General features: G+C 63.1%; 1 protein-coding gene. It reads left to right on the top strand.

Annotation, left to right across the window (positions count from 1 at the left end; genetic code table 11):
- Window positions 1-15,310: non-ribosomal peptide synthetase (locus ALP40_RS18065; RefSeq protein ID WP_147478342.1), on the top strand; the 15,310-nt coding region annotated here is incomplete at its 5' end.
- Window positions 15,311-15,373: the final 63 nt, after the last annotated feature.

Here is a 15,373-nt window from a genome sequence, read left to right as displayed (position 1 = left end):
CTTTGCGGTCATCAACAACTACGGCCCGACCGAGGCCACCGTGGTCGCCACCTCGGGCCGTCTGCTGCCCGATGGTGCCTTGGATATTGGCAAACCGATTGCCAACACCCGCGTGTACCTGCTCGATGAACGTCAGCAACTGGTGCCGCTGGGCGTTGCAGGCGAGCTGTACGTGGCCGGTGACAGCGTGGCGCGGGGTTACCTGAATCAGCCGGCCCTGACCGCCGAGCGCTTCCTGCGCGACCCGTTCAGCAGCCAGGCCGACGCACGGATGTACCGCACCGGCGACCTGGCCCGCTGGAACGCCGATGGCACCCTTGAGTACCTGGGGCGTAACGACGATCAGGTGAAGATTCGCGGTGTGCGCATCGAACTGGGTGAAATCGAAGCGCAGTTGAGTCAGTTGCCGGGCATTGAAGAAGCCTTGGTGCTGGCCCGTGAAGACGAGCCAGGCCAGCCACGGCTGGTGGGTTACTTCACCGAACAGCCGGGTGCTACCCCCCTGAACGTAAGCGATTTGCGTGCTGCGTTGCTGGCGGTCTTGCCGGGTTATATGGTGCCCAGCGCACTGGTACGCCTTGACGCATGGCCATTGACGCCAAACGGCAAAGTCGACCGTCGCGCCTTGCCGACGCCGGACCGTGACGCGCTGAACACAGGCGAATATCAGGCCCCTCAAGGTGAACTGGAAATTGCATTGGCAGCCATCTGGAGCGAATTGCTGCAGGTCGAACGGGTAGGGCGTCAGGATCGCTTCTTCGAACTGGGCGGCCACTCACTGCTGGCCATGCGCATGGTGTCTCAGGTGCGTCAGCGTCTGTCGCTGGAGCTGGCGCTGGGTGACCTGTTTGCCGACAGCGCACTGGCGGCGGTGGCGCGCTGCCTGGGCGACACGGTGCAAAGCGAACTGCCCGCCATCAAGGCTGTGGCGCAAGACGGTCCCGTTCCGTTGTCCTTTGCCCAGCAACGGCTCTGGTTCCTGGCACAGATGGAGGACGCCAACAGCGCCTACAACATTCCTTTGGGCCTGCAACTGACCGGGCAACTGAACACGGACGCCTTGAAAAGTGCGCTGGAGCGTATCGTCGCGCGGCACGACAGCCTGCGCAGCCGCTTCATTCAACACGAGGGCGAAGCACGCGTGCAGGCTGCGTCATCCTCCGTCGCCCCTGATCTGCTCTGGCAGGACTTGCGCGGTCACGATGAGTACGCGTTGCAGCGTGTGGTTCGCGAAGAAGCTGCGCAACCGTTCAATCTGCTGGAAGACCTGCCGATCCGTGGCCGTCTGGTGTGCTTGGCGGACGACCGTCACGTGCTGTTGCTGACTCTGCACCACATCGTCGCTGACGGCTGGTCGCTGGGTGTCTTCACCCGTGAACTCACTGCGCTGTACCAGGCCTTCAACCAGGGGCTGGACGATCCACTGCCGCCATTGGCCCTGCAGTACGCCGATTACGCGATATGGCAACGCGAATGGCTGGACAGCGAACGCCTGAGCCACCAGAGCGATTACTGGCATCAGGCGCTCTCCGGTGCCCCAGTGTTACTGACCCTGCCCACGGACCGGGCTCGTCCGGTACGTCAGGATTATTCCGGCGCCAGTGTGCCGGTGCGTCTGGACCCGCGCCTGGCCGATGACCTCAAAACGTTCTGCCAGCAACACGCCGTCACGCCCTTCATGCTGTTCATGGGCGCCTGGTCCGTGCTGCTGGCGCGGTTGTCCGGGCAGGCCGAGGTCGTGATCGGCATGCCAGTGGCCAACCGTCGCCGCAGCGAAGTCGAGGCCTTGATCGGCCTGTTCGTCAATACCCTTGCCGTGCGCATCGACACCTCCGGTGAACCGGACGTCAGTACGCTGCTGGCCCACGTCAAGTCGCAGGTGATAGCGGCACAAGAGCATCAGGACCTGCCGTTCGAGCAAGTGGTGGAGCGTCTTCGACCGCCGCGCAGTCTGGCCCACAGTCCTTTGTTTCAGGCATCGCTGGCCTGGGATGGCAGTCAGGGTCTGGGACTGCAACTGGGCGACCTGCATCTGGAGCCGCTGTCCGATCAACCGACATTCGCCAAGTTCGACCTGACGTTGAGCGTGGGCGAAACCGCCGAAGGCTTTGGCGGGGTCGTGGATTACGCCACCGCCCTTTTCGATGAGGCAACGGTGGTGCGTTACGTCGGGTATCTGGAGCAACTGCTGTGGACCCTGATTGGCAACGACCATGCCGTGCCCGCCAAAGCGGGGTTACTGGATGCTTCGGAGCGGCAATTCCTGCTGGTGGACTTCAATGCCAACGAACAGGCGTTCATGCTTGACCAACCGTTGCAGGCGCTGTTCGACGCTCAAGTGTCCAGACACCCGGACGCCATTGCGCTGGAATCCGAAGGCGTCCGCCTGAGCTATCGCACGCTCAACGAGGCAGCCAATCGCCTGGCACATCACCTGATCGAGCAGGGCGTACGGACCGAAAGCCGGGTTGCGGTCTGCCTGGCGCGTGGCCCGCAACTGGTCATCGGTCTGCTCGCCGTGCTCAAGGCCGGCGGTGCCTACGTGCCGCTGGATCCGGGCTACCCGATGGATCGTCTGGCCTACATGCTCACTGACAGCGGCGCGCTGACACTGCTGGTCGATGCCGGTACACGTGAACGCTTCGCCGACAGCCCATTGCCGAAGGTGGACCTGGATACCTGTACCTGGAGTACGCAACCCACCGACGCCCCGGTCATTGAAGGGCTGAACGCTGACAATCTGGCATATGTGATCTACACCTCGGGCTCGACCGGCACACCCAAAGGGGTGATGGTCGAGCATCGCGGGCTGTGCAATCTGGTGCAGTGGGGTTCACAGTTGTGTCCACCGGTCGCCAACGGTGCGCTGCTGCACAAAACGCCGGTCAGCTTTGATGCATCCGTATGGGAGTTGTTCTGGCCCCTGTGTGCAGGCCTTCGCCTGGTGCTTGCACGGCCCGATGGCCAGCGTGATCCGGCCTACCTGGCCCAGGAAATTCAGGACCGTCAGATCAGCGTGGTGCAGTTCGTGCCCGCTCTGCTGCAACAGTTCCTTGCCCTTGACGAAAGCGCGCTGTGCGTCAGCCTGACCGACATCGTCTGCGGCGGCGGCGAATTGACCTCCGCGCTGGCGGCGCAGGTCCGTGAGCGTCTGCCGACGGCACGCTTGCACAACGTCTATGGCCCGACCGAAGCGACAGTGGATTGCAGCGTGTGGACCCTTGAACCAAATGATGCTGTGCCGGTTTCGACGTTGCCCATCGGCCGTGCTATCAGCAACACGCGTCTGTATGTACTGGATGACCATGACCAGCCCGTCCCGCAAGGCGTGGTGGGCCAATTGCACATTGGCGGCGCAGGCGTCGCGCGTGGTTACTTGAACCTGCCACAGATGCAGGCCGAACGCTTCATCGACAGCCCGTTTGTGTCCGGCGACCGTCTGTACCGTAGTGGCGATCTGGTGCGTCTGCGCACCGACGGCCAGCTGGAATTTCTCGGGCGCAATGACTTTCAGGTCAAGCTGCATGGCCTGCGTATCGAACTGGGCGAGATCGAAGCACGCCTGGCGGCGCATCCTTCGCTGCGTGAAGTTGCCGTTTTGCTGCATGGCGAACGACTGGTTGCGTGGTTCAGCTGCCGCGAGGGCCATTCCGCCCCCGGCATCGAGGTATTGCGCGCCCACGTACTGGCACAGTTGCCGGATTACATGGTGCCGACGGCCTACGTCGCGCTGCCTGCATTGCCCCTCAGCCTCAACGGCAAACTGGACCGAGCCGCGTTGCCGGAGCCTGACGCCAGCGCAGTGCTGAGCCGTCACTACGAAGCGCCCTTGTGCGAAACCGAAGCGCGTCTGGCCGAACTCTGGGCCGAGTTGCTGAACGTGGCCAGGGTAGGGCGTCAGGACCATTTCTTCGAGCTGGGCGGGCACTCGCTGCTCGCCGTCACCCTGATCGCCCGCATGCGCAAGATGGGAATGAGCGCCGATATACGCGTGCTGTTCGCACAGCCCACGCTGGCTGCGCTGGCCAGCGCCGTGGGTGACAACCACGAATTGAATGTACCTGCGAATCTGATTGACGCGGATTGCCGCCACATCACTCCTGACCTTTTGCCATTGGTGGCACTGGACCAGGACGCGATCAACCGAATCGTCGCCCATGTGCCTGGCGGTGCAGCCAATGTGCAGGACATCTACCCGGTCGGGCCTTTGCAGGCGGGTATTCTGTACCATCACCTGGCGGCGGGCGAAAGCGATCCATACCTGTTGCAACCACGATTCGCCTTTGCCGATCAGACCCGGCTGGATGCGTTCAGCCATGCGTTGCAGCGCGTAATCGAGCGCAACGACATCCTGCGCACTGCGCTGTGCTGGGAGGGCTTGCAGGCACCTGTGCAGGTGGTCTGGCGCAAAGCAGCCCTGCGAGTGGACGAGGTCACCCTGCCGGAACTGGACAGCGCGCCGCACATGGACCTGACGCAGGCACCGCTGCTGCATCTGGTACACGCCGAAGACCCAGCCACCGGGGTGATCGCTGCCGCACTGCGTTTCCACCACGTCGTCATGGACCATGTGGCGCTCGACGTCCTGGGTCAGGAATTGCAAAGCATCCTGCTGGATCAAGAGGCGCAGCTTGCCGCGCCCGTGCCGTACCGCAATTACATCGCTCAAGTGCTGCAAGGGCCTGACGATGAAGCCCATGAAGCGTTTTTCCGCGAGCAGTTGGGTGACATCGACGAGCCCACGTTGCCGTATGGCATGGCCTTCGTGTCTCAGGAAGATCTTCCTCATGAGGCCCGGCTTGTGCTGGACGACGCCCTGTCCCACAAGGTCCGCGATCAGGCCCGCTTGCTGGGTGTCAGCGCCGCCAGCCTGATGCACCTGGCCTGGGCCCAGGTACTCAGGCATCTGTCGGGACGCGAAAGTGTGGTGTTCGGTACGGTGTTGCTGGGCCGTCTGCATGGCACCGAAGGCGTGGAACGGGCATTGGGTGTGTTCATTAACACCTTGCCGCTGCGCATCGATCTGGGCAGCCAGCCGGTACGCGATGCCGTGCTGGACACTCACCGCAGGCTCACCGGGCTGCTTGTCCATGAGCATGCGCAGCTGGCGCTGGCTCAACGTTGCAGCGCGTTGCCTGCCGGCGCGCCGCTGTTCAATACGCTGCTCAACTACCGCCACAGTGCATCGCACAAAGCGGTCGACGAGGCCGCAGCGCTGGCGTGGCAGGGCATTGAGGTGCTGAATGCCGAAGAGCGCAGCAATTATCCACTGACCCTGAGCGTCGACGACCTTGGCGAAGGCTTCAGCTTCACGGCGCAGGCGGCGTCGGGGATCGAGCCGCAGCGGATCTGCGATTACCTGCATGAAACGTTGATGCACCTGATCCAGGCGCTTGAGCAGCAACCGGACAGGGACATGACGCAACTGGCTATTTTGCCTGCGTCCGAGCGCACACAACTGCTGACAGCGTTCAACGACACACGTCGCGAATATCCGCGCGAAGAGCCGGTGCATCGCCTGTTTGAACACCGCGCTGCCCGTCATCCTGACACCCTGGCGGCGGTGCATGAGCAGCGTTCAATCACGTATGGCGAGCTCAATGAACAGGCCAATCGGCTGGCTCATTACCTGATCGGGCAAGGGGTCGCGCCGAATGACCATGTGGCAATCGTTCTGCCACGCTCGCTGGAATTGCTTGTCGCTCAGTTGGCCGTCTGCAAATGCGCCGCGACGTTCGTGCCGCTGGATATCCACGCACCGGCCGAGCGCCAGAGCTACATGCTGGATGACTGCAAGGCCGTTTATGTATTGACCCAGTCACGGACGGCAATCAACGCAGCGACTCCGCGGGTCGATCTGGACTTGCTGGCATTGAACGATGCACCGGCCCACAACCCCGAACGCTCGCCAGGCTCGGATACTGCGGCTTACGTCATGTACACCTCCGGCTCAACCGGTGCGCCGAAAGGCGTTCGTGTGCCTCATCGCGGCATTGCGCGCTTGGTGTTGAACAACGGCTACGCCGACTTCAGCAGTCAGGACCGCGTGGCATTTGCCTCCAACCCGGCGTTCGATGCCAGCACGCTGGAAGTGTGGGGCGCACTGCTCAATGGCGCACAATTGTGCGTGGTGAATCATGAAACCCTGGTCGATCCGACCCGTTTCAGTGCCTTGCTGGTCGATGCCCAAATCAGCGTCCTGTTCATCACCACGGCGCTGTTCAACCAATATGCGCAGCAGATCCCTGCGGCCCTGCAAGGCCTCAGGCTGCTAATGTCCGGTGGCGAGCGCGCCGACCCGGTCAGCTATCGGACGTTGCTGGCACATGCGCCGGGCGTACGCCTGTTCAACGCCTATGGCCCGACCGAAACCACCACCTTTGCCACCGTCTGTGAAGTGCATGCGCTGTCTGAAGATGCCGAGACCGTGCCGATTGGCCGGCCCATCGGCAATACCCGTATCTATGTGCTGGACGCTCACCAGCGTCTGGTGCCCAAGGGTGTGACCGGCGAGCTCTACATTGGCGGCGATGGCGTGGCGCTGGGGTATCTGAATCGCCCGGACCTGACCGTAGAGAAATTTCTCGTCGACCCGTTCAGCGATGCACCGCACGCCATCATGTACCGCACCGGCGACCTGGCGCGCTGGCTGGATGATGGTCAGCTGGAATGCCTGGGACGCAACGACGATCAGGTGAAGATTCGCGGTTTCCGTATCGAATTGGGTGAAATCGTCAGTTGCCTGCACCAGTTGCCGGGAATCGGGGAAACGGTAGTGCTGGCGCGTGAAGACGAGCCGGGCAATGTGCGGCTCGTGGCGTATTACACCAGCCACGAAGAGGGCGCACTGCTTGCGCCCGAGCAGATGCGTGCGCACTTGCAGGCCAGCCTGCCGGATTACATGGTGCCAACGGCTTTTATCGAACTGAAGACACTGCCGCTCACGGCCAATGGCAAGCTGGATCGTCGAGCACTGCCCAAGCCTGAGCGCTCGGCGCTGTTCGGCCTCAGTTACGAAGCACCGCAGGGCGAGTTCGAAGTCGCGCTGGCGGCTATCTGGGCCGACGTGCTGCAGGTGGAGCGCGTTGGCCGTCACGACCACTTCTTCGATCTGGGCGGGCACTCGCTGCTGGCCATGCGCATGGTGTCTCAGGTTCGCCAGCAACTGGGCGTTGAGTTGCCCCTGGGGGAACTGTTTGCGCTCGGTGAGCTGGCGGCTGTCGCGGCAGCCCTTTGCGGCGTAGCCCGCAGTGAACTGCCGTCGATCCTGCCAGTGAAGCGCGACCAGCCGATGCCATTGTCTTTTGCCCAACAGCGCCTGTGGTTCCTGGCGCAGATGGACGGCGGCAACGAGGCCTATAACATCCCGATGGCGCTGAGCCTTGAGGGGGCGCTGGATGTGACTGCCCTGACACGTGCTCTGGCACGTATCATCGAACGCCACGAAACCCTTCGCAGCCGGTTCGTGGCCACTGACGACAGCGCTCAGGTGTTCTTCGTACCCACCTGCGCCGATGCCATGCTGCTCGTCGAAGACCTGAGCCATGCTCCCGCATCACTGGGTGCGCGCCTGCGGGCCGAGGCGATTGTGCCATTCGATCTGGCGCATGGACCGCTGATCCGCGTTCATGTGTTGCGCATGGCCGACAATCATCATGTACTGCTGCTGACCGTACACCACATCGTCGCCGACGGCTGGTCGATGGGCGTGCTCACTCAGGAATTGCTCGCGCTGTACCCGGCATTCTGTGCAGGGCAGCGCGATCCGTTGCCGCCCTTGGCGATCCAGTACGCCGATTACGCGGTCTGGCAACGCCGCTGGCTAACGGGCGAGCGTCTGCAACACCAGTCTGCCTACTGGCGTCAGGTGCTGGACGGCGCGCCCACGCTGCTCACCGTGCCCACTGACCGCCCCCGTCCGGCACAGCAGGACTTTGCGGGTGCCAGCCTTGCGTTGCAACTGGATGCAAGATTGACCGAAGCTCTGCGCACGCTGGCGCACCGTCAGGGCGTCACGCTGTACATGGCGCTGATGGCCGCCTGGGCGACAACGCTCACGCGTCTGTCCGGTCAGGCTGAAGTGGTGATCGGCAGCCCGGTCGCAGGACGCGGGCGTACCGAACTGGAAGACCTTGTCGGTCTGTTCGTCAACACCCTGGCCGTGCGTATCGACACCTCGGGCAGCCCGAGTGGTCAGGCTTTGTTGGCACAGGTCAAGGCGCGCGTGCTTGAGGCGCAGGATCATCAAGACCTGCCTTTCGAGCAGGTGGTAGAAATCGTGCGTCCTGCTCGCAGTCTGGCGCACGCGCCCCTGTTCCAGACCACCTTGAACTGGATGCCCGGTCAACACACGGCGGTGCCACTGAACGGGCTTGTCGTGGCACCTGTGGAACAGGTCAGTCAGGTGTCCAAATTCGACCTTTCGCTGAACCTGAGCGAGCAGGGCGAAACCCTGATCGGTACGCTGGATTACGCGACGGCGCTGTTCGACGCGGCGACCGTGCAGCGGTATCTCGGCTATTTCGTGAGGACCCTTGAAGCGCTGGTTAACCACGAGCAGACGCCGCTTGACCGGGTCGCACTGGTGGCCGAACAGGAGCGGCTGCACTTGCTGGAAACGCTTAACGACACGGCGCTGGAGGTCTGTTTCGAGCAAACCGTGCATGCGCTCATTGAAACGCGCGCAACCAGCGAGCCTGAGCGTGTGGCGGCTCAGGTGGATGACCGTAGCCTGACCTACGGCGAGCTTAATCACCGCGCCAACGCCCTGGCTCATCATCTGATCAGCCTGGGCGTACGCATGGACGACCGCGTTGCGGTCATGGCCCGTCGCGGCCTGGACACGCTGGTCGCCATGCTGGCCGTGCTCAAGGCCGGCGCGGGATACGTGCCGGTGGACCCGTCGCACCCTGATGAGCGCATTAATTATCTGTTGACCGACAGCGCGCCCAAAGTGGTGCTGACCCAGCAGGCATTGCTGAGCCGGGTGCCCGAGCTGTCGGTGCCGGTCATTGCCTTCGACCGGCCGCAGTGGCCTGAGCGTCAGGACAACCCGCAGGTCGCGGGGCTGACTTCCGCGCATTTGGCCTACGTAATCTACACCTCCGGCTCCACCGGCCAGCCGAAAGGCGTGATGGTCGAACACCGGACCCTCAATAACCTGATCGAATGGCATTGCCAGGCATTCGACCTGCACGCTGGCAGCCACACCGCCAGCGTCGCAGGCTTTGGTTTCGACGCGATGGCCTGGGAAATCTGGCCTGCGCTGTGTGCCGGGGCGACCCTGCACCTGCCACCTGCGGAGATCGGCAATGAACAGCTCGATGCGCTGCTGGACTGGTGGATCGCCCAACCATTGCAGGTGGCGTTCCTGCCTACACCGGTGGCCGAATATGCGTTCAGCCGTGACCTGCGTCATCCGACCCTGCGCACGCTGCTGATCGGCGGTGACCGCCTGCGTCAGTTCCACCGTGACCCCGGCTTTGCGGTCATCAACAACTATGGCCCGACCGAGGCCACCGTGGTCGCCACCTCGGGCCGTCTGCTGCCCGATGGTGCCTTGGATATTGGCAAACCGATTGCCAACACCCGCGTGTACCTGCTCGACGAACGTCAGCAACTGGTGCCGCTGGGCGTGGCAGGCGAGTTGTACGTGGCCGGTGACAGCGTGGCGCGGGGTTACCTGAACCAGCCGGCCCTGACCGCCGAGCGCTTCCTGCGCGACCCGTTCAGCAGCCAGGCAGACGCACGGATGTACCGCACCGGCGACCTGGCCCGCTGGAACGCCGATGGCACCCTTGAATACCTGGGGCGTAACGACGATCAGGTGAAGATTCGCGGTGTGCGCATCGAACTGGGTGAAATCGAAGCGCAGTTGAGTCAGTTGCCGGGTATTGAAGAAGCCTTGGTGCTGGCCCGTGAAGACGAGCCGGGCCAGCCGCGGCTGGCGGCGTACTTCATCGAACGTGACGCCTCGTTGCCGACACCGGTTTCCGAGCTGCGCGCCGCGTTGTTGGCGGTGCTGCCGGGCTACATGGTGCCCAGTGCCTACGTTCGCCTTGATGCGTGGCCTTTGACGGCCAACGGCAAGGTCGATCGTCGTGCGTTGCCGGTGCCTGATCGCGAAGCATTGCCCGGCCGCGACTACGAAGCACCTCAAGGGGCGGTGGAAATGGCACTGGCCGAGATCTGGAGCGGGCTGCTGCAGGTGGAGCGAGTGGGGCGCCACGACCACTTCTTCGAACTGGGCGGGCATTCGCTGCTGGCCGTCAACCTGATTGCGCAGATGCGTCGTCAGGGGCTCGATACCGACATCCGCACCCTGTTCGCGCAACCGACGCTGGCTGCATTGGCGGAGACGATCGGCAGTACTCGGCAAACGCAGATACCGGCCAACCTGATCGAGGCGAAGTGTGTGCGGATCACGCCGGACCTGCTGCCGTTGGTGGCGCTGGATCAGGCCGACATCGACCTGATTGTGGCCCGTGTGCCCGGTGGCGTAAGCAACGTGCAGGACATTTACCCGCTGGGTCCGTTACAGGCCGGTATTTTCTTTCATCACCTGTCCGCTGGCGGCGACGATCCCTATCAGTTGCAGGCCCGGTTTGCTTTCGCCGACCGCTCACGCATGGACGCATTCTGCGCGGCTTTGCAGCGGGTGATCGCCCGTAATGATGTGCTGCGCACCTCAATGTGTTGGGAAGGGCTGGAAACGCCGGTGCAGGTGGTGTGGCGCGAGGCAACGCTGCCGGTCATCGAAGTGGCGCTGGATGCGCTGACGGATGCTGCACCGCTTGGTCTGGAGCAGGCGCCGCTGTTGCGTCTGGTCCATGCTGATGATCCGGCCAATGGGCGCATTGTCGCCGTGCTGCTGTTCCATCACCTGATCATGGACCACATGGCGCTGGAGCTGTTGAGTCACGAATTGCAGGCCATGTTGCTGGATCAGGAAGCGGATCTCCCCGCGCCCGTTCCGTATCGCAATTACATTGCCCATACCATGCAGGAGCAGGGTGAGCAGACCCACGAAGCGTTTTTCCGCGAGCAGTTGAGTGATCTTGACGAACCGACGTTGCCGTACGGGCAGGGCTGGTTGCCGGGAGCAGAAGTCCCCGGCGAAGCCAGGCAAACACTTGGCACCGATCTGAGTCGTCAGGTCCGCGATCAGGCACGCCAGCTCGGCGTCAGTGCTGCCAGCCTCATGCATCTGGCCTGGGCGCACGTACTGGGGCAATTGTCCGGTCGGGATCAGGTGGTGTTCGGCACCGTTCTGCTCGGTCGACTGCAAGGCGGTGAAGGGGTCGAGCGCACGCTGGGGGTGTTCATCAACACCTTGCCGCTGCGTATCGATCTGGTCGGGCGGTCGGTGCGGGATGCCGTTCAACAGGCCCATCGTCGTCTCAGTGGCTTGTTGGCGCATGAGCATGCGCCGCTGGCCCTTGCGCAACGTTGCAGTGCGCTTCCCGCCGGTGCGCCGTTGTTCAGCGCGCTGCTCAATTATCGCCACAGCGCAGCGCCTCATGACGCCGGCGCGGTGGCCAGCGAGGCGTGGCAGGGCATTGAATTGCTCGCTGCCCAAGAGCGCAGCAATTATCCCCTGACCCTGAGCGTGGACGATCTGGGCGAGGGTTTCGACCTCACCGCACTCACGTCGACAGGCATCGATGCGCGGCGTATCTGTGCCTACATGGTTCAGGCAGTGGAGCGTCTGACTCAGGCTTTGGCACAAACGCCGCAGTTGTCTGTGGAGACGCTCGATCTCTTGCCTGCGACTGAACGCATCGAGCTGCTGGACACCTTCAACGCCGGACGCAGCGAGCCCGAGAGCACGCTGACGATCCATCAACGCATTGAGCAGCAGGCAATCGTCGCTCCCCATGCCGTGGCGGCGCAGGTCGGTGACCAGCGTTTGAGCTACGACGAACTGAATCGCCAGGCCAACGCGCTGGCCCATCACTTGATCGGGCTGGGCGTGCGCCCTGACGACCGCATTGCGGTCATGGCCCGGCGCGGGCTGGATACGCTGGTCGGTCTGCTGGCCGTGCTCAAGGCCGGTGCCGGTTATGTGCCCATCGATCCGGCGCACCCCGACGAACGCATCGGCTATCTGCTGCAAGACAGCGCGCCGGTCGCGGTACTGACTCAGGCCGATCTGGCAGGGCGTCTGCCGGATCTAACCGTGCCTGTCATTGCCCTGGACCGAGCAGAGTGGGCGACGCGTACGGGCAACCCACAGATCGGCGCATTGACGACGGCCCATCTGGCGTACGTGATCTACACCTCAGGTTCCACCGGCCTGCCTAAAGGTGTGATGGTGGAGCATCGCACCCTCAATAACCTGGTGGACTGGCACTGTCAGGCGTTCGATCTGCACGCGGGCAGTCACACCGCCAGCGTCGCCGGCTTTGGCTTCGACGCAATGGCCTGGGAAGTCTGGCCTGCGCTCTGCGCCGGGGCGACGCTGCATTTACCGCCAGCCGACATCGGCAACGAGCAACTGGATGCCTTGCTGGACTGGTGGCTGGCTCAACCGCTGGAAGTGGCTTTCCTGCCCACGCCGGTGGCCGAATACGCTTTCAGCCGCGAGCTTCGGCACCCGACCCTGCGTACGCTGCTGATCGGCGGTGATCGTCTGCGCCATTTCCAGCGTGATCCGGGTTTTGCGGTGATCAACAACTATGGCCCTACGGAAACCACGGTGGTCGCCAGCTCTGGCCGGATGACGCCAGGCGAGGTTCTGCATATCGGCAAACCGGTTTCCCATGCACGGCTTTACGTGCTGGATGCGCGATGCCAGCCCGTACCGTTAGGGGTGCCTGGTGAGCTGTATATTGGTGGCAACGGTGTCGCTCGCGGGTATCTGAACCGTCCAGAGATGACTGCCGAACGCTTTCTGAACGACCCCTTCAGCGACGCGCCGGATGCACGGATGTACCGCTCGGGCGACCTGGTTCGCTGGCTGGCCGATGGCACGCTGGAGTATCTGGGGCGCAATGACGATCAGGTGAAGATTCGCGGGGTTCGTATCGAGCTGGGCGAAATCGAGCAGCAGCTCGCTCTGTGCCCAGGCGTCGCTGAAGCCGTGGTCATGGCGCAACACCTGGAAGAAGGTGGATTGCGGCTTGTGGCCTGGTTCACCCGGCGCGACGCATCGCTCGACGCGTCAAGCCTGCGAGCGTATCTGATCGGTCGGCTGCCGGAATACATGGTGCCTGCGGCCTACGTGGTGCTGGATGCGCTGCCGCTGACCCAGAACGGCAAGGTGGACCGCAAGGCGTTGCCTTTGCCGAACATGGACGCGCTGGCAACGAGCAGCTATCAGGCTCCGCAGACGGCGCTGGAGGAGCATCTGGCCGAACTCTGGGCCAGTGTGCTGGAAGTGGAGCGGGTGGGTCGTCACGACAGTTTCTTCGAGCTGGGAGGTCATTCGTTGCTGGCCATTCGGCTGGTCAGCCTGATTCAGAAGTCCGGCCTGACGCTGAGTCTCGCCGAGCTGTTCCAGCACCCGAGTATTGCGTCGCTGGCAGGTTTGCTTGAACAGCGTTCGGGCAAAACGGACCCGATGCAGGACGTGATTACGGTGCGCGACGGCGATAGCGAAGCACCGCTGTTCCTGATCCATGACTTCACGGGCCTGGACGCCTACTTCCCGGTACTGGGTCAGCACCTGGAAGGCGATTTTGCTATTTACGGTCTGCCCGGTATTGGTTTGGGCCAGCCGCAACTCAATACGCTGGAAGGTCTGGCCACCCGATTGATCGACCGGATTCGGGCGGTACAACCGCAGGGGCCTTATCGATTGGCGGGTTGGTCGTTCGGCGGGGTGCTGGCCTATGAAGCGGCCACGCAGCTGATGGGCATGGACGAAACCGTGTCTTTCCTGGGGCTGCTGGACAGCTACGTGCCGCACCTGACCGATCAAGGAAAGGCTCGCTGGCAGGGGCCGAATCTGGTGGAACGCGAGTTGCTCGCCCACTGTTCGGCGTACTGGCAGGCGAAGGGGCAGGCGGGCATCACGCCGCTGATGCGACTGGAAGCCTTGCAGGAACAGGCTGACAAGCCGGCATTCGAGGCCCTTTTGCAAGTGTGTAGGGACGAGAAGTTGCTGTACCCGGAGCTGGCCGAGGCGAGCGACGAGCAATTGCGTCACTACCTTGAGCGCGAACTGGCCCACGGTCACGCATTGGCCCATTACCGGCTGGAGTCGATTAACTTGCCGGTGCATCTGTTCCGTGCCGAGCAGGCGCATAACGCGCCAATCGATGCGACTGACCGTTCTGGATCATCGCGAGATGACAGTCATGGCTGGGCGGCGGTTGTGCCGACATGGCAACTGCACTGCATCAGTGTGCCTGGCGATCACATGAGCATGATGCAAGCGCCTCATGTTCGTGGGCTCGGCCAGGCAATTGACAGGGCGTTGATTGCGCCGGTGAGTGCGGCTCAGCCGATGCCGGTCTATCAGCCGCTGTTGGCGATCCAGAGCGGACACAGTGCGAGGGCGCCGCTGTTCTGCGTACCGGGTGCGGGCGACAGTGTCACCAGCTTCATCGGTCTGGCCGAGGCGCTTGGTCCGGACTGGCCGATCTATGGCTTGCAGGCTAGGGGGCTGGAGGGTCGCTCCGTCCCCCATAGTCGTGTCGAAGCGGCGGCGCAGTGCTATGCAGCCGAAATCCAGCACGTGTATCCGCAGGGGCCGCTGCATCTGGTGGGGCATTCGTTTGGCGGCTGGGTGGCGCATGCCATCGCAAGCAGGCTTCAGGCGCAAGGTCGCGAGGTGGTGTCGCTGACCCTGATCGACAGTGAAGCGCCAAGCGGTATGGGAATGTGCGGCAAGCCCTATACCGCCACGGCGGCGGTACAGCGGCTGATCAATGCGCTGCAGCTGTCCAGCGGCAAGGACCTGGGGCTGGGGTCGCAGGCCTTCGCCGATGCCGATCACACGGCCCAGTTGCATCAGCTTCGCGAAGCGATGATACGGGTCGGTCTGCTCTCGCCACGGGTGGCACCGCACGCGTTGAACGGGATCGTTCGCACGTTCTCCAGCGCGCTTCGCACCCTGTACCGGCCAGTTGAGCATTACACCGGACCTGCCAGTCTGGTGCTGTTGACCGACCCCGGCCTGGACGAAGAAGCCAACCAAAACGAGCAGACCGAGATGACGCAGGGCTGGCAACACCTGTTGCCCCAACTCACGCTTTGGAACGGTCCCGGTGATCACTTCAGCATCCTCAAGACGCCGAACGTCTACAGTCTCGCAGCCTGGTGGTACGACCAGCAGCCGATTGCCGTCAGGGAAACGCTCTCATGAATCCCTGAATGATGAACCCCGTGGCAGGCAGGCGCCTGCTCCGGGGCAAGTACATGGATAAAC

The sequence above is a fragment of the Pseudomonas viridiflava genome (genome assembly GCF_003702045.1).
GTDB lineage: Bacteria > Pseudomonadota > Gammaproteobacteria > Pseudomonadales > Pseudomonadaceae > Aquipseudomonas > Aquipseudomonas viridiflava_C.
The sequence above is the reverse complement of the archived record's forward strand: the minus strand, read 5'-3'. Positions and strand labels throughout refer to the sequence as shown.